General features: G+C 66.8%; 17 protein-coding genes, 1 other RNA gene and 1 riboswitch. Of the genes, 8 read left to right on the forward strand and 10 right to left on the reverse strand.

Translation table 11 applies throughout. The annotated features are described in order from the left end of the window. Window positions 1–263: 263 nt before the first annotated feature. Entirely contained in the window at window positions 264–1,004 is a 741-nt protein-coding gene (gene fnrL, locus OKQ63_RS16205) for a transcriptional regulator FnrL (protein ID WP_264211079.1), read from the reverse strand. Window positions 1,005–1,066: 62 nt separating this feature from the next. On the opposite strand from fnrL, the gene hemN reads away from it, so the two are divergent. After that, entirely contained in the window at window positions 1,067–2,422 is a 1,356-nt protein-coding gene (gene hemN / locus OKQ63_RS16210) for an oxygen-independent coproporphyrinogen III oxidase (protein WP_264211080.1), read from the forward strand. A gap of 307 nt (window positions 2,423–2,729) precedes the next feature. On the opposite strand, the gene OKQ63_RS16215 is transcribed toward hemN, so the two are convergent. The 4 genes from OKQ63_RS16215 to OKQ63_RS16230 form a co-directional block, all read right to left on the reverse strand. Further along, window positions 2,730–4,322 carry an ABC transporter ATP-binding protein gene (locus OKQ63_RS16215; RefSeq protein ID WP_264211081.1) on the reverse strand — a complete coding sequence of 531 codons (1,593 nt, stop codon included), beginning with the start codon at window positions 4,320–4,322 and terminating at the stop codon, window positions 2,730–2,732. 169 nt (window positions 4,323–4,491) lie between these two features. Next, entirely contained in the window at window positions 4,492–5,598 is a 1,107-nt protein-coding gene (locus tag OKQ63_RS16220) for an ABC transporter permease (RefSeq protein ID WP_264211082.1), read from the reverse strand. Window positions 5,599–5,601: 3 nt separating this feature from the next. Beyond that, window positions 5,602–6,687, reverse strand: a complete 1,086-nt coding sequence (locus OKQ63_RS16225) for a microcin C ABC transporter permease YejB (RefSeq protein ID WP_264211083.1) — start codon at window positions 6,685–6,687, stop codon at window positions 5,602–5,604. Window positions 6,688–6,696: 9 nt separating this feature from the next. Further along, window positions 6,697–8,610 (reverse strand): extracellular solute-binding protein, encoded by a 1,914-nt coding sequence (locus tag OKQ63_RS16230; protein WP_264211084.1) that lies wholly within the window; start codon window positions 8,608–8,610, stop codon window positions 6,697–6,699. A gap of 217 nt (window positions 8,611–8,827) precedes the next feature. Here OKQ63_RS16230 and OKQ63_RS16235 point away from each other — a divergent pair, with 217 nt between their 5' ends. Beyond that, on the forward strand, window positions 8,828–9,064 hold the full coding sequence (locus OKQ63_RS16235; RefSeq protein WP_264211085.1) for a putative hemolysin: 237 nt from the start codon (window positions 8,828–8,830) through the stop codon (window positions 9,062–9,064). An 85-nt stretch (window positions 9,065–9,149) separates the two neighbouring features. Here the strand turns inward: OKQ63_RS16235 and OKQ63_RS16240 are convergent, their stop codons facing one another. Further along, window positions 9,150–9,656 carry a c-type cytochrome gene (locus tag OKQ63_RS16240; RefSeq protein WP_264211086.1) on the reverse strand — a complete coding sequence of 169 codons (507 nt, stop codon included), beginning with the start codon at window positions 9,654–9,656 and terminating at the stop codon, window positions 9,150–9,152. Between the two features lie 118 nt (window positions 9,657–9,774). On the opposite strand from OKQ63_RS16240, the gene OKQ63_RS16245 reads away from it, so the two are divergent. Beyond that, entirely contained in the window at window positions 9,775–10,608 is an 834-nt protein-coding gene (locus OKQ63_RS16245) for a prephenate dehydratase (protein WP_264211087.1), read from the forward strand. 103 nt (window positions 10,609–10,711) lie between these two features. On the opposite strand, the gene ffs is transcribed toward OKQ63_RS16245, so the two are convergent. Both ffs and OKQ63_RS16255 read right to left on the reverse strand, forming a co-directional pair. Continuing rightward, window positions 10,712–10,810: signal recognition particle sRNA small type (gene ffs, locus OKQ63_RS16250), an RNA gene on the reverse strand. A 66-nt stretch (window positions 10,811–10,876) separates the two neighbouring features. Continuing rightward, entirely contained in the window at window positions 10,877–12,736 is a 1,860-nt protein-coding gene (locus OKQ63_RS16255) for a 5'-nucleotidase C-terminal domain-containing protein (protein ID WP_264211088.1), read from the reverse strand. Between the two features lie 322 nt (window positions 12,737–13,058). Between OKQ63_RS16255 and nudC the strand changes: the two genes are divergently transcribed. Together nudC and OKQ63_RS16265 are read left to right on the forward strand one after the other, a co-directional pair. Next, the gene (nudC, locus tag OKQ63_RS16260) at window positions 13,059–14,042 is read left to right on the forward strand and encodes an NAD(+) diphosphatase (RefSeq protein ID WP_264211089.1); all 984 of its coding nucleotides are present in this window, start codon (window positions 13,059–13,061) and stop codon (window positions 14,040–14,042) included. Between the two features lie 57 nt (window positions 14,043–14,099). Further along, window positions 14,100–14,567: an SRPBCC family protein gene (locus tag OKQ63_RS16265; RefSeq protein WP_264211090.1), complete on the forward strand. Its 468-nt coding sequence runs from the start codon at window positions 14,100–14,102 to the stop codon at window positions 14,565–14,567. Window positions 14,568–14,578: 11 nt separating this feature from the next. Here OKQ63_RS16265 and OKQ63_RS16270 read toward each other — a convergent pair whose 3' ends face one another. Then, a complete protein-coding gene (locus tag OKQ63_RS16270) occupies window positions 14,579–15,457 on the reverse strand; it encodes an alpha/beta hydrolase family protein (RefSeq protein WP_264211091.1) in 879 nt (292 codons plus the stop codon). A gap of 70 nt (window positions 15,458–15,527) precedes the next feature. On the opposite strand from OKQ63_RS16270, the gene OKQ63_RS16275 reads away from it, so the two are divergent. Both OKQ63_RS16275 and OKQ63_RS16280 read left to right on the forward strand, forming a co-directional pair. Further along, window positions 15,528–16,136 carry a TetR/AcrR family transcriptional regulator gene (locus OKQ63_RS16275; protein WP_264211092.1) on the forward strand — a complete coding sequence of 203 codons (609 nt, stop codon included), beginning with the start codon at window positions 15,528–15,530 and terminating at the stop codon, window positions 16,134–16,136. Window positions 16,137–16,154: 18 nt separating this feature from the next. Then, window positions 16,155–16,376, forward strand: a riboswitch (cobalamin riboswitch). A 110-nt stretch (window positions 16,377–16,486) separates the two neighbouring features. Continuing rightward, entirely contained in the window at window positions 16,487–16,891 is a 405-nt protein-coding gene (locus tag OKQ63_RS16280) for a hypothetical protein (RefSeq protein WP_264211093.1), read from the forward strand. A 68-nt stretch (window positions 16,892–16,959) separates the two neighbouring features. Here the strand turns inward: OKQ63_RS16280 and OKQ63_RS16285 are convergent, their stop codons facing one another. Further along, window positions 16,960–17,493 carry a protein-tyrosine phosphatase family protein gene (locus OKQ63_RS16285; protein WP_264211094.1) on the reverse strand — a complete coding sequence of 178 codons (534 nt, stop codon included), beginning with the start codon at window positions 17,491–17,493 and terminating at the stop codon, window positions 16,960–16,962. A gap of 194 nt (window positions 17,494–17,687) precedes the next feature. Between OKQ63_RS16285 and OKQ63_RS16290 the strand changes: the two genes are divergently transcribed. Beyond that, entirely contained in the window at window positions 17,688–19,508 is a 1,821-nt protein-coding gene (locus OKQ63_RS16290; protein WP_264211095.1) for a DNA polymerase III subunit gamma/tau, read from the forward strand. Window positions 19,509–19,524: the final 16 nt, after the last annotated feature.

Consider the following 19,524-nt stretch of genomic DNA (forward strand, 5'->3'; position numbering starts at 1 on the left):
GCCGGGATCTGCCGGTCTCGAACCAAACCCAAGCCCTCCCGCCCGTCGTCCGCCCTTCTGTGCAGAAGGGCCTCCTCCCGTTGGGCATGGCACCGCTGCGCGGTGCCATGCCCAAGGCCGCCAGCGGGTCCGGCGCAGCCGGGCACGCGCGGGCGCGGGAGCCGTTGGCTGCAACCCGGCCGAGCCCCAGCACGCGCCCCCCGTGGGGGCGGCCCGGCATCGCCAGCGTTCTGTTCAGGCAAAGGATGAGGGCACGGAGGAAATCAGCCCAGGAAGCCACCGTCGCTGTCGTCGCCGGCTTCTTCCATCAGGCGGCGCATGTCGGGCACGGTCACATGCCGCTTGCCTTCCAGCTCAATGATGCCATCCCTCCTCAAGGCCGAGATCTGGCGGCTCACGGTTTCCAGCGTCAGGCCCAGGTAATCGGCCATCGCCTCCCGGGTCAGCGGCAGGTCGAACACCATCCGGTTGGTGGCCCCGGCCGGCGTCAGCGAGGCATCGCGGCGGGCTATGATCGACAGCAGGCTGGCGATCTTCTCGCGGGCGGTCTTGCGGCCCAGCACCAGCATCCACTCGCGCGCCGCGTCCAGCTCGTCAAGCGTCATCTCCAGCAGCCGGTGGGCGATATGCGGGGTGCGCTCCATCACGTCCTCGAAGGGCTTCTTGCGGAAGCAGCACATCACCACATCAGTGGTCGCCGCCACGTCATAGGCCGCCCCCTCGCGGCCCGGGCGGCCGACAAAGTCGCTGGGCAGCAAGAGCCCCACCATCTGGGTGCGCCCGTCCTCCATCGTCTGGGTCAGCGAGGCGATGCCCGAAACCACCGAGCCGACAAAATTCATCACGTCGCCCGACCAGATGATCGGCTGCCCGGCCTCGTAGCTGCGGTAGTACTTGATGGCGTCCAGCTCCTGCAGCTCATCCGCATTGCAGCGTGCGCAGACGGCACGGTGGCGGATCGGGCAGTCGCCGCATCTGGATTGTGACAGTACTGGAGCGTTCATCGAGGGATCCCGGTTGATCTGGGTCAAGGCCTGCCGCGGCAGCCCCCCCTTAAACTAAGGGAATGGATCAGAAAGCTCAATTGGCCAAACTCGGTTTGTTCGACGCCAAAGTGCCGCGCTACACCAGCTATCCGGCGGCGCCGCATTTCGGCACCGGCACCGGCCCGGCCCGGTTTTCCAAGTGGATCTCGCGGGTTCCGCCCGGCAGCAGCATTTCCCTGTACGTGCATGTGCCGTTCTGCCGCAGATTGTGCTGGTTCTGCGCCTGCCGCACCCAGGGCACCCAGTCCGACGCGCCGGTGGCAGCCTACGCCGAGGTGCTGAAATCCGAAATCGCCCTGCTGCGGCAGCAGCTGCCGGAGGGCATCACCCTGTCGCGGCTGCATTGGGGCGGCGGCACCCCGACGCTGCTCAGCGCCGGGCGGATCCGGGATCTGGCCGCGGCGGTCACCGGCGCGTTTCCGCTCGCCCCGCACGCGGAGTTCTCGGTCGAGATCGACCCGAACGAGCTCGGCGGCCGGCGGCTGGATGCGCTGGCGGAGGCCGGCATGAACCGGGCCTCGGTCGGGGTGCAGGATTTCGACAGCACCATCCAGCAGGCGATCGGCCGGATCCAGAGCTTCGGCACCACGCGGCAGGCCATAGACCTGCTGCGGGCCCACGGGATCGGCAGCCTCAGTGCCGACATCCTGTTCGGGCTGCCGCATCAGACGCCCGCACGGATGACCGAAAGCGTGCAGAAGCTGCTGTCGCTCACACCCGACCGGGCGGCGGTCTATGGCTATGCCCATGTGCCCTGGATGGCCAGACGGCAAAGCATGATCCGATCCGACACGCTGCCGACGCCGGAAGCCCGGCTGGAGCTGTTCGAGACCGCCCGCCAGCTGTTCCTGTGGGACGGCTACCGGGAGATCGGCATCGACCATTTCGCGCGGCCCGGGGACGGGCTGGCGGCGGCGCAGCAGACCGGGCGGCTGCGGCGCAATTTCCAGGGCTACACCGACGATCCGGCCGAGGTGCTGATCGGCATCGGCGCCTCGGCCATCTCGCGCTTTCCGCAAGGCTATGCGCAGAATGCGCCGGGCACCTCGGACTATATCCGCGCCATCCGCGAGGGCCGGTTCGCCACCGCCCGCGGCCATGCCTTTGACGGCGAGGACCTGCTGCGGGCGCGGCTGATCGAAGCGCTGATGTGCGATTTCCGGATCAGCCGGGAGGAGATCCTGTCCCGCTTTGCGGTCCAGGCGGCGGCGCTTGACCGGATGTTCGCCCAGGCAGACGCGGCCTTTCCCGGCGTGCTGTCGATCACTGATGACGGCCTTGCCATTCGGGAAGCCGCCCGCCCCCTGACCCGGATGATTGCCCGCAGCTTTGACGCCTATGATCTGAGCAAGGCCGGCCACAGCACCGCGATCTGAGCCGGCACGCATAACGGCAGACCCTCCCGCCCGTCGCAGCAGCGCCCTGGGGCGCAGCGCTCCCGTTGGGCCAGGCTCGGCGCCGGGGCGCCGAGCCTGGCCCAAGGCCGCCAAGGACTCTCCGGCCCCCGGCCGGGGAGGCCTGCGGGCGCGGGAGCGCCTGCCTGCCTGCCGCCGGCGCTGCCAAATAGGTCAGCAGCTCTGCCGCAATGTTTCGCGCGCGAAACATTTGGTCAAACGCACTGCCGCAACTTATGGGCGTTGCGCCGCCTGCGCGCGCATAGATGCGGCAAAGCCTGCCGCCGGGTTAACCCGCCGCCGCCAGCAGCTTGCGGGTGTACTCCGCCTGCGGGTTTTCAAACAATGCTTCCGCCGCCCCGGTCTCCACCACATCGCCCTGGTTCATCACCACCACCTTGTGCGACATTGCCCGCACCACCTTGAGGTCGTGGCTGATGAACAGGTAAGCCAGCCCGTAACGCTGCTGCAGATCGCGCAGCAGCTCGACGATCTGCACCTGCACCGTCATGTCCAGCGCCGAGGTCGGCTCGTCCAGCACCACCAGCTTCGGCCGCAGCACCATGGCGCGGGCGATGGCGATGCGCTGCCGCTGGCCGCCGGAGAATTCATGCGGGTAGCGGTCCATCGCCGCCGGATCCAGCCCCACTTCGCGCATCACCTCCGCCACCAGCTCGCGCGGCTTGCGGTGCTGGTCCACCTTGTGGATCGCCAGCCCCTCGGCGATGATCTGGGCACAGGTCATCCGCGGGCTGAGCGAGCCGAACGGGTCCTGGAACACGATCTGCATGTCCTTGCGCAGGCGGCGCAGCTCGCGGGTGGACCATCTGCGCAGATCCTGGCCCTGAAAGGCGACCTGGCCCTCGGACCCGATCAGCCGCATGACCGCCAGCGCCAGCGTCGTCTTGCCCGAGCCGCTCTCGCCGACGATGCCCAGCGTCTCCCCTGCCCGTACCGAGAGCGACATCGGGTTCACCGCCTTCACATGGCCCACCGTGCGCTTCAGCAGCCCGCGCTGGATCGGGAACCAGACCTTGAGGTCCCGCGCGGAGACCAGCTCTTCGGCATCCTCCGCCACCGGGCGGGGTTTGCCGGATGGCTCTGCCGCCAGAAGTTTCCGCGTATAGGGATGCTGCGGGCTGGCAAAGATCTCTGCCGCCGGGCCTTCCTCGACGATTTCGCCGTCCTTCATCACGCAGACCCGGTCGGCGATGCGGCGCACGATGCCAAGGTCATGGGTGATGAACAGGAGCCCCATGCCCTCGCTTTCCTTCAGCCCGGCCAGCAGATCCAGGATCTGCGCCTGGATGGTCACGTCCAGCGCCGTGGTCGGCTCGTCGGCGATCAGGATGTCGGGCTTGTTGGCCAGCGCCATGGCGATCATCACCCGCTGCCGCTGGCCGCCCGACAGCTGGTGCGGATAGGCGCCCAGCCGGCTTTCGGCGTCGCGGATGCCGACCTTCTCCATCAGTTCCAGAATGCGTGCCCGCGCCGCAGCACCCGCCAGCCCCTGGTGCAGCGCCAGCGACTCCTCCAGCTGGCGTTCGATGGTGTGCAGCGGGTTGAGCGAGGTCATCGGCTCCTGGAAGATGAAGCTGATGTCATTGCCGCGCACCTGCATCAGGTGCTTTTCGCTGGCGCCGACCATTTCGGTGCCGTCATAGGTGACCGAGCCCGCGACGATGGCGCTGTCGCCCAGCAGCGACACGGTGGAGAGCGCCGAGACCGATTTGCCGGAGCCGGACTCGCCCACCAGCGCCACGGTTTCGCCGCGGCCGACCGAGAAAGAGACACCGCGCACGGCTTCGGTGATCCTGCCGTCCTGGCGGAAGGAGACGCGGAGGTCTTTGACGTTCAGAAGGGGAGAGGAGTTCGTGGTCATGAGAATGCCCAAAAATATGCAGTCGGTTCGAGGAAAGTTCTCCGGGGTGCGCAGCAGCCCGGATCGCCCCCGGCCCGCGCCCACTCAAACCGAAGGTTTGCTTCCAGCAAAACGCGGGGGCGGTTTGCCCCCACCCTCGGGCCGTGGGCGATCCTGGTGGAACGCATCCTCATGAAAACGTCTTCCGCGGATCAAAGGCATCCCGCACGCCTTCAAAGATGAAGACCAAGAGCGACAGCATGATGGCAAAGGTGAAGAAGGCGGTGAAGGCGAGCCAGGGCGCCTCCAGGTTCTGCTTGGCCTGCAAGGTCAGCTCGCCCAGGCTGGGGGCCGAGGACGGCAGGCCGAAGCCGAGGAAATCCAGCGACGCCAGCGCCCCGATGGTCGAGGTGATCACGAAGGGCAGCATGGTCAGGGTCGCGACCATCGCATTGGGCAGCATGTGGCGGAACATGATGGTCAGGTTGCCCACCCCCAGCGCCTTGGCGGCACGGACATATTCCAGGTTGCGGGCGCGCAGGAACTCTGCCCTGACAACGGCCACCAGCGACACCCAGCCGAAGGCAATCATCAGGAAGACCAGGAGCCAGAAGCCGCGCCCCAGGATCGCAAACATGATGATGATCACATAGAGCGAATTGATGGAGCTCCACACCTCGATCACACGCTGGAACACCAGGTCCACCCAGCCGCCGAAATAGCCCTGCACCGCACCTGCGGCAATGCCGATCAGGGAGGCGGCGCCGGTCACCATCAGGGTGAACAGCACCGACAGGCGGAAACCGTGGATCACCCGGGCCAGCACGTCGCGCTTGGTGTCGTCGGTGCCGAGCCAATTGTGCGCGTTGGGCGGCAAAGGCGCCGCACCAGGGCGGTCGACAGAGGTGTTGTAGGAATAGCGGATGAGCGGCCAGAGCGTCCAGCCGCGATGGAACCCGTCGGCCTGGTAGCTGCCGGCGGCAATCTGTTCCAGGATGCCTTCGGGATCATCGAAGCAGTCCTCGATCCCGCCCGAGCGGATCAGGCATTCGACCTCCGGATCCTTGTAGGGGGCCTCGGTCTGGAAATCGCCGCCAAAGGCCGTCTCCGGGTAGAACTTGAAGATGGGGACATGCAGTTCGCCGTGGTAGCTGACCAGGACCGGCTTGTCATTGGCGAGGAACTCAGCAAACAGCGAACAGGTGAACAGCACCGAAAAGATGATCAGAGACCAGAAGGCGCGCCGGTTCTTGCGGAAATTGTTCCAGCGCCGCTGGTTGAGCGGGGAAAGCGCCATATCTCAGCCCTCCCGCTTCTCAAAATCGATGCGCGGATCGACCAGCACATACATCAGGTCGGACACGATGCCGACCACCAGGAACATCAGGCCGAAGATATACATGGTGCCGAACATCACCGGGTAATCGCGCGCCACCGCGGCCTCGAACCCCAGCCGCCCCAGCCCGTCGAGCGAGAAGATGGTTTCGATGATCAGCGAGCCGGAGAAGAAGATGCCGATGAACACCGACGGAAAGCCCGCAATCACGATCAGCATCGCGTTGCGGAACACATGGCCGTAGAGCACCCGGTTCTCGCTGAGGCCCTTGGCGCGGGCCGTCATCACATACTGCTTCTTGATCTCATCCAGGAAGGAGTTCTTGGTCAGCAGCGTCAGGGTCGCAAAAGAGGCGATGGTGGAGGCCGCAACCGGCAGTGCGATGTGCCACAAATAATCGCCGATCCTGCCCAGCAGGCTGAGGTCCTCCCAGTTGTCGGAGGTCAGTCCGCGCAGCGGGAAGACCTGCCAGTAGGAGCCGCCGGCAAACAGCACCAGCAGCAGGATGGCAAACAGGAAGCCGGGAATGGAATAGGCGGCGATGATCGCGCCGCTGGTCCAGGTGTCAAAGCGCGAGCCGTCCCGGACCGCCTTGCGGATGCCCAGCGGGATCGACACGAAATAGGCCAGCAGCGTCGACCACAGGCCCAACGAGATGGACACAGGCATTTTTTCCAGCACCAGGCCGGTCACATCGATCTTGCGGAAATAGCTCTCGCCGAAATCGAACTGCAGGTAATTGCCGACCATGATCGCGAAGCGCTCCAGCGGCGGCTTGTCGAGGCCGAACTGCTGCTCCAGTTCCTTGATCAGCTCCGGCGGCAGGCCCTGGCGGCCGGCGTAGTTCTCATTGGCGCTGATCGCCTCGGTGCCGGTATCGCCGCCGCCGCCGGCAAAGCCCTCGAACACGTCGCCGCCGCCTTCCAGCTGGGCGATGATCTGCTCGACCGGGCCGCCGGGCACAAACTGCACCAGCACGAAATTCACCAGCAGGATGCCGAACAGCGTCGGAATCACCAGAAGCAGGCGTCGGAGGATATAGGCTGCCATGTCCGTGTCTTACCGCAGCGCGCCGGCGGCTTTCAGTGCCGCCGCGCGCTCAGCATCGGCCCACCAAAGGTCCAGGAAGCCGGAATTGTAGGGCGGCAGGTTTTCCGGCCGGCCGTACATGTCCCAATAGGCAATCCAGTTCACATCCAGATACCAGGTCGGCACCACGAACCGCTTGGCCCGCAGCACCCGGTCCAGGGCGCGGGCATTGGCGCGCAGCTCCTCCTGGGTCTTGGCGTTGACGATATTGCCGATCAGCGTGTCGACTGCGGGGTCGGCCAGCCCGGCCGGGTTGAACACCGAATACTCGTGCGCCTCGGAGCCGAAATACTGGTACAGGCCGGTCGAAGGCTCCAGCGACATCGGATAGGCGTGGGAGATCATGTCGAACTCCTTCTCGCGGCGGCGGCTGGTGTACTGCGCGTAATCCACCCGATTCAGCACCGCATCCACCCCCATGCTGCGCAGGTTGGTGATATAGGGCTGCACGATGCGGCCGATGATCGGGCTGTCGACCAGGAACTCCAGCTTCAGCACCTCGCCCTTAGCATTCCGGCGCAGCCCGTCCCCGCCGACCATCCAGCCCGCCTCATCCAGCAGCTTCATCGACCGGCGCAGGTTCTTGCGGTCGCCGGGGCGGTCCGCCTTGGAGCTGTGCGCCATCACCGGTTCCGACGTCAGCAGCGACGGATCGATCTGATCGCCCAGCGCCGCGAGCACTTCCTTTTCGCGGCCCTCCGGCAGGCCCTGGGCCGCCAGCGGCGAGTCCTGCCAGAACGATGACCGGTGCCGGAACAGCCCGTATTGCAGGCTTTCGTTGGTCCACTCGAAATTGAACCCCAGCTGCAGCGCCTCGCGGACGCGGATGTCCTGGAAGGCGGGTTTCAGCAGGTTCATCACAAAGCCGCTGGCGGCCGGCACGTTGCCGTCGGGGATTTCCGCTTTGATCACCTGGCCGTTGTCCACCGCGGCAAAATCATAGGCGGTTGCCCAGCTCTTTGAGTTGTTCTCTGCCCGCAGGGTGTAGACCCCCGCCTTGAACCCCTCCATCGCGGCAATGGCATCGCCGAAATACTCCACCCGGATGCGGTCATAATTGTGGCGCCCCACGTTCACGTTCAGCTCCGCCCCCCAATAGTCCGGATTGCGGCGGTAGGCGATGCGCTGGTTCACATCGACGCTTTCCAGCACGTAAGGCCCGGAGCCGATGCCCGGACCCAGCCGCGGCTCATCCAGGCGGCGGTTGTCCGGATCCGCCTCGAACCAGGCTTTGGAGAACACCGGCGTGCCGCCGACCTGGGTGATCATCGACCGGCGCGGGAAATCCGGGCTGAAATGGAACTTCACCCGGTGCGGACCCAGCGCCTCGGCCTTGGGGATCCGTTTGCGCACCGCCTCGGCATAGGATTTCAGCCCCTGGTCCAGCAGGATGTTGTGGGAAAACACCACGTCATCGGCGGTAACCGGGGTGCCATCGGAAAACCGCGCCTCGGGGCGCAGGTTGAACACCACCCAGTCCTGGCTTTCGGGGTATTCCAGGCTTTCGGCGATCAGGCCGTAGTAGGCGCCAGGCTCGTCATAGGACTCGACCAGCAGGCTTTCGAACTGGTCCGAGGACAGCGCCCCGGCCCGGCCCTTGCGGGTAAAGGGATTCATGCTGTCAAAGGTGCCCACAGCCGAGATTGCCAGCTCGCCGCCCTTGGGGGCGTCCGGGTTCACATAGTCGAAACGGGCGAAGCCCTGCGGGTATTTCAGCGTGCCGAACTCGGCAAAGCCATGCGCCTTGACGATGGTCTCTTGCGCCCGTGCCAGCGTGGCCGCCGCCAGTGCCAGGATCAGCGCCAGGGCCAATGCGGCCGCGGCCTGCAGCGGGTTCACTCTGTCCTTTGCGCGCACGCGCGCTGCAGCTCGGGCGGTGTTCATCTGCCATGACCTCCTTTGTCCGGAACTTGGGCCCGGATTTCTGCCCACAAGCTAATGGCCGCGGGCGGTAACATTCAAGTTGAGATTAAGTGATATCCCCCGCTCTCTTGGCACAAAGCAGCCGAAAGCGGCGCCTGCGCGAGGCTCTGCTTGCGCGAAATAAAATTGCCTGCCAGCCTCGGATCACTATTGCGTCAAGAAATCAGGGAGTTTGCCGATGCCGAAGACAGTGAAACTAGCCGCCCTCGCCCTTGCGGGCGCCGCCGCCCTCAGCGCCTGCGCCCAGCAGGAAGAGGAAGTGGTCTACACCAGCCCGGAAGAGGCCTATTGCGTGCAGACCGGCGGCAGCTACGTGCTGCGCAGCGGCAAGGCCGGGACCATCGGCGTCTGCATCCTGCCCGACGGCCAGGAGCGCGATGCGCTGGCCTACTACCGGGAAAACAACCCGGCCTGAGCCCGGCCGGGCCGCAGCCACATCAAAAAAGCCGCTGCGGTCTGCAGCGGCTTTTTCAATCGGATAGCTGGGACAGCGGCCAGGATCAGCCGTCGAGGCTGTCCAGATAGGCAATGAGGTTCACCCGGTCCGCCTGCTTTTTCAGGCCGGAGAACGACATGGTGGTGCCCGACGCATAGGCCGACGGCTTGGCCAGGAACGCGTCCAGCGCTTCCGGGGTCCAGTCGCCGTCCAGGCCGGTCAGAGCGCCGGAATAGCCGAACCCGGGTGCCGCTGCGATGTCGCGGCCGACAACGCCGTACAGATACGGGCCGGTGGCATTGGCGCCATCTTCCAGCTTGTGGCAGGCGGAGCATTTCTTGAAAACCTTGGCGCCCTTGGCGGCATCGGCGGAGGCCATCAGCTCTTCGAAGCTGACTTCCGGCTCGTCGCTGCCGGCGTCCTCGGCGGCGGCAACTTCGATCACATAGGACGCCTCACCGTGGCTGTCCATGTGATACAGTGCTTCTGCGCCCCATTTGCCCAGAAGGAGAACCAGGAACGCGCCGCAGACGCCTGCGGTCGCTTTGGTGAGGGTCATCGTGTCAAACATGATCGCGAGTCCATTTAGCTGTCTGACGGGGTGTCTAAGGCTTCCCCTTCAAAGTGGCAAGGTATAGACAACGCGACGAAACGCCCATTTGTTGAAGTTTTGCACCGGAAACACACCCATGACCCGCAAGATCGCCATTCAGGGGGAGCTGGGCTCCTACAGCCACGAGGCCTGCCGCATCGCGCGTCCCGGCATGGAGGTGCTGCCCTGCCGCACCTTCGAGGACATTCTGGAAGCCGTGCGCTCGGGCGGGGCAGAGCAGGCAATGCTGCCGGTCGAAAATTCCACCTATGGCAGGGTGGCAGACAGCCACCGCCTGCTGCCCCACAGCGGGCTGCACATCATCGACGAAGCCTTTGTGCGGGTGCACATCAATGTGCTGGGGGTGCCGGGGGCCAAACTGGAAGACATCCGCGAGGCGCATTCGCATCTGGTGCTGCTGCCGCAATGCGCTACCTTCCTGCGCGAGCACGGCATTCGCGGCCGCGTCAGCCCCGACAATGCCCGCGCCGCCCGCGATGTGGCAGAGGCCGGCGACAAACACTCCGCGGCGCTGGCGAGCGAGCTGGCGGCGGAGATCTACGGGCTCGAAGTGCTGGCCCGGCATATCGAGGACAATGGCGACAACACCACCCGCTTCCTGATCATGGCGCAGGAACCGGACTTTACCCGCCGCGGCGCCCATAACATGATCACCAGCTTTGTGTTCCAGGTGCGCAACATCCCGGCGGCGCTCTACAAGGCCATGGGCGGCTTTGCCACCAATGGCATCAACATGACCAAGCTGGAAAGCTACATGGTCGACGGCTCCTTCACCGCCACCCAGTTCTATGCCGATATCGAAGGCCACCCGGAGGACGCCAACGTGCAGCTGGCGATGGATGAGCTGAACTACTTCACCACCAATGTGGAAATCCTCGGCGTCTACCCGGCAGACAACGGCCGGTTCTGAGCGCGCCGGAATTCGGCACGAATTCCGGCCAGGAAAAATCGATTTTTCCTGGCCGTTTTCATCGAATGAAAACGGCGGCCCGCATCAGCATTTAGGGGAAATTAAGTGAGAGGCTGGACATCGACCCAAGCGGGGCTCGTTGTGGCTGCTTCCTTCCGGACCTGACCAGGTTGGCGAGGCGCCTGCCCGCGCCAACCTCTCGAATCCCGATATAAGGGCGGGCGGGCGGATTGGCAAGAGCACCGCGCCGCTTGCCCCCGGGTGCAGGCTAAAGCTGCAGGTCCAGTTCCAGAAACCCGCTGCCGTTCAACCCGCGCACTGCCGCCTGCCCGGCCGGCAGCTCCTCCAGATAGGCTTCCGCCCCAGGCCCCGTGACCGCAACCGCGGTGGCGGCCGGCACCGGCGCCAGCTGCCAGGGATAGGGGAGCTGTGCCAGCGGATCGGCAGGCAGGCGCCCGGAAATGTAATCGCGCACCGCTCCGCGGATCCGCATCGGCGGCCGCGGCAGCGGCAGCTCTTCGGCATCCCGCAGCATCCGGAAGCTGCCGCCGCCGCTGACCCGGTAGCTGTTTGCGGCCACCGCGAATCTCTGGTCCGGCGCCACCGGCCGGCCGTTCCAGCACAATGCCGAAATCCGCCGGGCATCAGGGTTGATCCGCTCCCCCGCTGCTGAAAACCGCGGCGGCTGGGTCACGTCGATCTGGTAGCTCACTCCGAAGATCACATCGAAATTATGTCCCGCCCGCTGCGGATCGACCAGCAGCTGCCCGCAGCTGCCCGGCGGGATCCGGTTGAACAGGCCTGCCGACATTTCCAGCCAGTCCCGCAGCTGGCCGCCGGTGACAATGATCACCCGCAGCTCATTCGGAAAGACCTGCAGATCGGCGATATTGCGGGCGCAAAGATCCCCGGCGGCAATATCGGTGTAGGACTTCGGGCCCGACCGGCCGCCGAATTTGCAAGGCGCCGCGGCGGCAAGCAGCGGCAGGCTTTCCGCCCCGCAGTCCCGCAGCAGCGGCCGCACCGCCGCGGCCTGGGCGCTGCCGACCAGTGCCAGGCTGCGGTCCGGGGCAAAGAAGGTGAAATAGGAATGCATCGCCACCGGGCTGCGGCCGGCGGGCTGGCGCATCCGCTCCAGGGTGCGGGCATGGTCCGCCGCCAGCGCGCGCAGGAAGCCGGGCTCTTCTTCCGCCAGCGGCACGGCCCCGGCGGGCCTTTTCTGCGCCACCGGCCGCAGGCCGGCGCCGCCGCCCGCGGGCCGCCAGCCTGCCTCGCGATACTCCAGCTCCAGGCTGATCACCCCGAGATGCGAGCCATGCGCGCCCGGCATCACCACCGGCTTGGCAAAGTCCAGCGCCGGGTCCGGCAGCGTCAGATGGGTATGGCCGCCCACCACGGCGTCGATTTCCGCGAGAGCCGCCAGCGGCACCAGAGCGTTTTCGCTGCAGTCTGCGCCAGGCGTGCTGCCCGCACCGGTATGGGCCAGCGCCAGCACCAGATCGCAGCCCTCCGCCCGCAGCCGGCGCGCCTGGGCGGCTGCGGTGCCGACGATGCCGCCGGCCGCCAGCTGCGCCTGCAGCTGCTGGCCGCACCAGACCAGCGTCTGCGGCGGCAGCACCGACAGCACCCCGATCCGCACCGGCGGCAAATCCGGCCGGCCCGGGATCTGCCGCTCCAGCACTGCCGACGGCAGGAACGGCAGCTCAAGCCCCGGATGCACCGCTGTCAGGTTGGAGCACAGCACCGGACAAGGCATGTCCCTGACGACCCCCGCCAGCGCTGCAAGCCCGAAATCGAAGTCGTGGTTGCCAAGGCCGGCGGCATCATATTCCAGAACCTGAAAAGCGCGCGCCAGCGGATGCGGCCCCGCGGCCCCGGGAATGATGTCCCCCAGCGGCGAGCCCTGAAAGCTGTCGCCATTGTCCACCAGGATACTGGCCGCGCCCTGCCGGGCCGCTTCCGCCCGTGCGCTGGCGATCAGGCTGGCCACACGCGACAGGCCGATGGCCGGATCCGGCTGGTCGGCATAGTAATCATGGCTCAGCAGATTGCAGTGCAGGTCGGTGGTCGCCAGAATCTGCAGCAGCCCGGTGGCCGGGGCATCAGGGGCTCCCGCCCCGGTCACCATGTTCCAGTTCCTGCTGACACTGCCTGCGTGCTCCCTGCAGCGCCTTCCAGCGCCATTTCTGTCCCGGAGTCATTTGAATCAGCGTTTTAACGATTTGCAAAGAAACCTTTTTGCAGCTTGCTCATTTTTCCCGGTCCCGCCGCCGCAGAGGCCTGGCCCGCCGTATTCTGCAGCACTGGCCGCGCTGCGGGTGTGGCGGCGCAGTGACAGGCAAGAACGGATCACCGGCGATTGCTGGAAACCCCTGCGGCACACTGTCAAGGATGCCCCAGTTCCACCCGTTGCGTGCGGCCGCCGCGCCGCCAGTCAGAGGAGAGCCGCGATGAAACGCGCAGAACAGGTGACTTTCGGCGGCGGCGGACTGGAGCGCGCCGCGCATCTGCGCAATGATGCGGCGGCCCTGGACGCGGCCTGGAACAGCCCGCAGGCCCAAGTGCTGCTTGTCTGGCGCGGCAAGCCGCTGACCAGACGCGGGGCGGAGACGGATCCCCCCTGCGGCCTGGCATGGACGGACCCGGTGCATCCGCTGGCCGCGGGCCGCAGGGACGCCGCGCTGTTCCTCGGGCTGGACCCGGACGGCGCCCCCTGCTTTGCCTGCGACCTCAGTGACTGGCAGCCGGAAGACCTGGACCGGGATGCTCTCAACAGCTTTGCCGATGCCAGCGAACAGCGGCACCCCGGCCTGCCGGAAGCCCATGTCTTTGCCGAGCTGCGCCGGGTGATGGCCCGCCTCACTCCGCTGGAAGCGGAACTGGCGGCCACCGCCAAGGCGCTGCTGTCCTGGCACCGCAGCCACCGGTTCTGCGCCTGCTGCGGCGCGCCCAGCGACATGGCCCAGGCGGGCTGGCAGCGGCTGTGCCCGTCCTGCAAGGCGCCGCATTTCCCGCGCACCGACCCGGTTGTCATCATGCTGATTACGCACGGCGATTCGGTGCTGATGGGCCGCTCTCCCGGCTGGCCCGAGGGCATGTACTCGCTGCTGGCGGGCTTCGTCGAGCCGGGCGAGACGCTGGAGGCCGCCGTGCGCCGCGAGACCTTTGAGGAAACCGGCGTCCGGGTCGGCGCCGTCAGCTACCTGTCGAGCCAGCCCTGGGCCTTTCCGATGTCGCTGATGTTCGGCTGCGCAGGCATTGCTCTCAGCCGGGAAATCAGCATCGATCCGAATGAAATCGAAGACGCGCTGTGGGTCAGCCGGGAGGAGATGATGACCGTCTTCGGAGGCGGCCACCCGGTGATGAAACCCTCGCGCGAGGGGGCAATTGCCCATTTTCTGCTCAAGAACTGGCTTGCGGACACGCTGGACTAGAGCGCATATTGCCGCAAAAGGCGTGGCAGCCAGGCGGCGCAACTGAGGCAGGCGAGCATGGAATTTCTAAGCAAAGAAGATATCGAAGCCCCGATTGCCGGTGTGTTCGGCGCGATCAGCGATTTCGAGCTGCTGGAGCGCTCCGCCTTGCGGCGCGGCATCGAGCTGCAGCGCATCGGCGATCCTGCCAGTCCGGAAAAAGGCCTGGCGTGGGACCTGGCCTTCAGCTTCCGCGGCAAGCAGCGCGACATCCGGCTGGCGCTGGCATCTTACACGCCGGTCACCGGAATGATCCTGACCGGCGGCGGCAGCGGCATCGACGGCCGGATGGAGGTTGAATTGCTGGCGCTGTCGCCGCAACGGACCCGCATGTCGGTGCAGCTGACACTGTCGCCCACGACCCTGACCGGCCGCCTGCTGGTGCAATCGCTGAAACTGGCGCGCAGCAACCTTACCCGCCGGTTCAAGCTGCGGCTGGCGGAATATGCCAAGATCACCGAGGAACGGCTGAACCGCACCGCCTGACCGGCTGCGCATCAGATCTGCGGAATCAGACCGGGCCACAGGCTGGCATTGGCCGGGGCAAAGGCGCCGAGATGGCCAATCGCCTGCAGGCCCGACCGGTTCGGCACCAGCACCGTACGCCGCTGCGGCACCCCGCCGAAAACCTCGCCCAGGCGCCACACGGCAGGTGGCGGCACAACGTCATCATCCGCGATCGCAAACAGATCCACCGGAATGCCGCTTTCGGCCCAGCGGGGGCGCGGCAGGCTGCGGCCGGTGTCCGGCAGGTAGCTGCCCCGGGTGGTGCACCAGCGCCGCCATTGCCAGTAGACCCCGGCGGGCAAATCGGCCCCGAACCCCACCGCGCGCCCGGGCAGATAGCCCAGGGCACCGGCCGCCAGCGGCACATGGCCGAACCAGAAAGCCAGCGCCAGCGCTCGGTAGGGCCAGGGATGATCGTGGTGATGCACCAAGCCGCCCGCAACCACGATCATGCGGGCGACGTCCTCAAGACCATCCTGCAGGGGCATCAGCATCGCCCCCAGCGAATGGCCGATCACCCACAACGGCACGCCCGCGCAGTGCCGCCGCATCTCGGCCCGGGCGGCCGGCTGATCCACCAGCGCCCACTCGGCCATTGTAACCTTGGAGCGGCGCGGATGGCCCTGCGCCGAGTCTCCGAAATCCCGGTAGTCATAGGTCAGGCAGGCGATCTGCCGCTCTGCCGCCAGCCAGCGCGCGAAATGCCGGTAAAAGCGCTGCGGCACCCCGGTTGCGCCGTTCAGCACCACCGCCGCCTTTGCCGTCCCGGCCGGCTGGTACAGCCGCCCGGCCAGCTCCCCGTCCCCGGAGGCAAAGCGCAGCTCCTGCTCCCGGATACCGGCGGTATGTTCTGCGTGTCTGTCCAGCATGGCGGCCTCCTAGACCAATCGGTCTAATCCCTGACTGGACCATTTGGTCCAATGCTGTCAAGCTGCCGCCATGACTGACGTGACGACAGCCAGCCCGCATCAGGACAGCCTGCCTCCGACCCGGGACCGGCTGATCCGCGCCGCGGCCCGCCTGTTCCGCGACAAGGGCTATACCGGCACCGGCCTGGCAGAGCTGCTGGCCGCTGCCGCGGCGCCGAAGGGCTCGCTTTACCACCATTTCCCGAATGGCAAATCCGACCTCGCGCTGGCCGCGGCGGCTTGGGCCTCGGATCAGATGCTGGAGCTGATCGACGCCGCCTTCAACCCGGCCCCTAGCTTTCCCGAAGGCGCCAAGACGGTCTGCTACAAACTGGCCAAGCTGTTCGACAAGCAAGGCAGATGGAGCGGCTGCCCGGTCTCTGCCACCCTGTTCGCAGGACCCGAAAACGAGGCCTTTCACCGGCACGCCGCGGAGCTGTTCGAGGGCTGGATCGCGGCCACTGCCCGCCATGCCGAGCGCCTGGGCCTGCCGCAGGACGCGGCCCGCGCCGCCGCCGAAAACTTCTATGTCCTGCTGCAGGGCGGCTGGCAGCTGGCGCGGGTGCGGCGCGACTCGGATGTGATCCGGGGGCTGCACCGGCAGATGCACGCACCAATGCAGTTGCAGAAAAACGATTGACGACTCGGGGCGCCAGCCGCTACCGCTGGTGGCGATGGTTCCCGCGCCACAGAATCTTGTGTCCGGGATGAAAAGGGAACACGGTGCGGCCTGCACGCAAGCAGGCCAATTCCGCGGCTGCCCCCGCAACTGTAAGCGGCGAGCGACCCCGATAGAGCCACTGGCCCGCAAAAAGGCCGGGAAGGATCGGGAAAGCGACGACCCGCAAGTCAGGAGACCTGCCATCGGAAGTGAAACTCGAAACCGGGCGGGGTGTCCGGACAGGGTCTGATGGCTGCGGCGGAGGCTTTCCGTCATTCATCCGGTCTCTTGTCCGCCAGACCCCCGCGCCACGCGCGGAGGGCGCAGATATGATTTGGACGGACCAGACGCATTTCTATGCGGCAACGGATTGCAAGTATTTGGGGCGCCCCTGCCCTGCGGCGGAACGGATGATCGCCAAGCTGGCCGAGGCGATGACCAGGGCCAAACCGCTGACCCAGGAGGATTTCGAGATCACCGGCACCACCGCGCTGGACGGCTGCCCGCGCACCTGCCCGGCGCAGTTTGCCGCCAGCCATGACCGGATCCGGCTGTATTGCGGCGTGGGTGGAGAGGCCCCGCGCGAAGGGCTGGACCGCTTTGCCGATGCCATCCTCAGCCGCGGCGGCACCGGCTTTGCGGCCTCGAAACTGGACGCCCGCCCCTGCGCGCTGATGGAGGCGCTGCCGAAAACCGCCGAAGCGCGGCAGGCGGAACAGATGATGGCGCTGTGAAACCGAAATCACGCAAGCTCTGAGAGCCGGGCGATTGCGTTCCTGGCTTGCGTGGCGGCCCGGCCTGCCTACTGCGCCGCACAGGCCCACTGCAATTGCCCGTCAGTCTCCACTGCGCAGGGCCGCACCGTCCGCAGCCGCGCCAGCGCTTGCGCCGGATCCTCGCCGCATTCGATCATCAGCCGCAGCACCGCCATGCCCGACCGCCCGCAGCCGCCACGGCAATGCACCAGCACCCGGCCGCCGCCGCCCAGCGCCTGCCGTGCCGACTGGCTGGCGGCGGGCCATTTCGCCGCCACCGCGGGCGGCGGCACCTGGAAATCCGGCACCGGCAGATGCAGCCAGCGGCAGGCCATGCTTTGAATATCGATCCCCAGCCGCGGCACCCCCGCGGCGTCATGCTCCTCGGCCGTGGTCATCGAGAGCACCAGCCCCGGTTTCCACTGATAGATCTGGATCAGGTCGCCCCGGTAATCGCCCGCCCCGCCGGGCAGCCGGCACAGCGCCAGAATGCCGCCGCCGGCCGACAGCGCATGGATGATCAGGCCAGCCTGCGCCGCGCCGTCCTGCGCGGCAGGCTTCGAGGTTTCGTCAGTTCGCATACCGCCTCCTCAGCCGCTGCGTTCCTGCATGCCCCCGCATCTCCCCGTCTGCGCAGACTAGCTTCTAACCGCGCAATCCCAAAGCCCTTTTGCGGCCTCAGGATTGCCGCCTTCTGCGGTGGACGAATGCGGCGCGCTTCAATACCCTGCGCGGAACGCGGGCGCTCCGCATCCCGAATCCGGCACGAGACATCATGAACGACATCCCCAGCGGCACACCCGGCGGCACCGGCCCCTCCAAATACCAGGTTCTGGCCCGCAAGTACCGGCCCGAGACCTTTGCCGATCTGGTCGGCCAGGACGCCATGGTGCGGACGCTGAAAAATGCCTTTGCCGCCGACCGCATCGCGCAGGCCTTCATCATGACCGGCATCCGCGGCACCGGCAAGACCACCACCGCGCGGATTATTGCCAAGGGCATGAACTGCGTCGGCGCCGATGGCCAGGGCGGCCCGACCACCGATCCTTGCGGCCAGTGCGAGCATTGCGTGGCGATCATGGAGGGCCGCCATGTCGACGTGATGGAAATGGACGCAGCCTCGCGCACCGGCGTGAACGACATCCGCGAGATCATCGACAGCGTGCAGTACCGCGCCGCCTCGGCCCGCTACAAGATCTACATCATCGACGAAGTCCACATGCTGTCGACCAGCGCCTTCAACGCGCTCTTGAAGACGCTGGAGGAGCCGCCCGCGCATGTGAAGTTCATCTTTGCCACCACCGAGATCCGCAAGGTGCCGGTGACGGTGCTGTCGCGCTGCCAGCGCTTCGATCTGCGCCGGATCGAGCCGGAGGTGATGATTGCCCTGCTGCGCAGGATCGCCACGGCGGAAGGCGCAGAGATTGCCGAAGACGCGCTGGCGCTGATCACCCGCGCTGCCGAAGGCTCCGCCCGCGATGCCACCTCGCTGCTGGATCAGGCGATTTCCCACGGTGCGGGCGAGACGACGGCGGATCAGGTCCGCGCCATGCTGGGCCTCGCGGACCGCGGCCGGGTACTGGACCTGATGGACATGATCCTGCGCGGCGATGCGGCGGCGGCGCTGACCGAACTATCCGGCCAGTATGCCGAGGGCGCCGACCCGCTGGCGGTGCTGCGCGATCTGGCTGAAATCACCCATTGGGTCTCGGTGGTGAAGATCACCCCCGATGCCGCCGAGGACCCCACCGTCAGCCCCGACGAGCGCGCCCGCGGCCAGGCGATGGCCGAGCGGCTGGCGATGCGCGTCCTCACCCGGATGTGGCAGATGCTGCTGAAGGCGCTGGAGGAAGTGGCTGCCGCGCCGAACGCGATGATGGCGGCTGAGATGGCGGTGATCCGCCTCACCCATGTGGCCGATCTGCCCTCGCCCGAGGAACTGATCCGCAAGCTGCAGGACACCCCGCCGCCGCCCCCGGGCCAGGGCCCGGGCGGCGGCGTGCCGATGCAGGGCATGGGCGCTCCGGCCCTTGGGAGCTCAGGCGGCGGCAATGCCCAAGGCAGCTATGGCGGCCAGGGCGGGCCCGGCGGCGGCGCGCCCGTGGCGCATGGCGGTGGCGGCACCGTGGCGGCTCTGGCGCCGCAAGTCAGCTCCGCGCTGGCCCGCTACCCGAGTTTCGAACATGTGGTCGAGCTGATCCGCACCAACCGCGACGTGAAACTGCTGGTCGAGGTCGAGGGCGGCGTGCGCCTGGTCTCCTACCAGCCCGGGCGGATCGAATTCACCCCCTCCGCCCAGGCTCCCAAGGATCTCGCCGCGCGGCTTGGCACGGCGCTGCAGAACTGGACCAGTGCGCGCTGGGTGGTCTCCATCGCCCCCGACGGCGACGCCCCCACCATTGCCGAGGTCCGCGACGCCGCCGAAAACGCCCTGCGCGAGAAAGCCGCCGCCCATCCGCTGGTGCAGGCGGTGCTGGAGAGCTTTCCCAAGGCGAAGATCACCCGCATCCGCACCGCCGAGGAACTGGCCGCCGAAGTCGCCGCCGAGGCCCTGCCCGAGGTCGAGGATGAATGGGATCCGTTCGAGGACGGCTGAGCAACGCTCCAGGAAT

Origin of the sequence: Leisingera thetidis (genome assembly GCF_025857195.1) — a bacterium.
Classification (GTDB): Bacteria; Pseudomonadota; Alphaproteobacteria; order Rhodobacterales; family Rhodobacteraceae; genus Leisingera; species Leisingera thetidis.

What these genes read in the sequence shown, in the direction of transcription:
- OKQ63_RS16230 (WP_264211084.1), bottom strand. Translation starts at nt 8,610, where the DNA reads ATGAACACCGCCCGAGCTGCAGCGCGCGTGCGCGCAAAGGACAGAGTG.
- fnrL (WP_264211079.1), bottom strand. Translation starts at nt 1,004, where the DNA reads ATGAACGCTCCAGTACTGTCACAATCCAGATGCGGCGACTGCCCGATC.
- OKQ63_RS16270 (WP_264211091.1), bottom strand. Translation starts at nt 15,457, where the DNA reads ATGCTGGACAGACACGCAGAACATACCGCCGGTATCCGGGAGCAGGAG.
- OKQ63_RS16220 (WP_264211082.1), bottom strand. Translation starts at nt 5,598, where the DNA reads ATGGCGCTTTCCCCGCTCAACCAGCGGCGCTGGAACAATTTCCGCAAG.
- OKQ63_RS16265 (WP_264211090.1), top strand. Translation starts at nt 14,100, where the DNA reads ATGGAATTTCTAAGCAAAGAAGATATCGAAGCCCCGATTGCCGGTGTG.
- nudC (WP_264211089.1), top strand. Translation starts at nt 13,059, where the DNA reads ATGAAACGCGCAGAACAGGTGACTTTCGGCGGCGGCGGACTGGAGCGC.
- hemN (WP_264211080.1), top strand. Translation starts at nt 1,067, where the DNA reads ATGGATCAGAAAGCTCAATTGGCCAAACTCGGTTTGTTCGACGCCAAA.
- OKQ63_RS16235 (WP_264211085.1), top strand. Translation starts at nt 8,828, where the DNA reads ATGCCGAAGACAGTGAAACTAGCCGCCCTCGCCCTTGCGGGCGCCGCC.
- OKQ63_RS16215 (WP_264211081.1), bottom strand. Translation starts at nt 4,322, where the DNA reads ATGACCACGAACTCCTCTCCCCTTCTGAACGTCAAAGACCTCCGCGTC.
- OKQ63_RS16280 (WP_264211093.1), top strand. Translation starts at nt 16,487, where the DNA reads ATGATTTGGACGGACCAGACGCATTTCTATGCGGCAACGGATTGCAAG.
- OKQ63_RS16285 (WP_264211094.1), bottom strand. Translation starts at nt 17,493, where the DNA reads ATGCGAACTGACGAAACCTCGAAGCCTGCCGCGCAGGACGGCGCGGCG.
- OKQ63_RS16225 (WP_264211083.1), bottom strand. Translation starts at nt 6,687, where the DNA reads ATGGCAGCCTATATCCTCCGACGCCTGCTTCTGGTGATTCCGACGCTG.
- OKQ63_RS16255 (WP_264211088.1), bottom strand. Translation starts at nt 12,736, where the DNA reads ATGGTGACCGGGGCGGGAGCCCCTGATGCCCCGGCCACCGGGCTGCTG.
- OKQ63_RS16240 (WP_264211086.1), bottom strand. Translation starts at nt 9,656, where the DNA reads ATGTTTGACACGATGACCCTCACCAAAGCGACCGCAGGCGTCTGCGGC.
- OKQ63_RS16245 (WP_264211087.1), top strand. Translation starts at nt 9,775, where the DNA reads ATGACCCGCAAGATCGCCATTCAGGGGGAGCTGGGCTCCTACAGCCAC.
- OKQ63_RS16275 (WP_264211092.1), top strand. Translation starts at nt 15,528, where the DNA reads ATGACTGACGTGACGACAGCCAGCCCGCATCAGGACAGCCTGCCTCCG.
- OKQ63_RS16290 (WP_264211095.1), top strand. Translation starts at nt 17,688, where the DNA reads ATGAACGACATCCCCAGCGGCACACCCGGCGGCACCGGCCCCTCCAAA.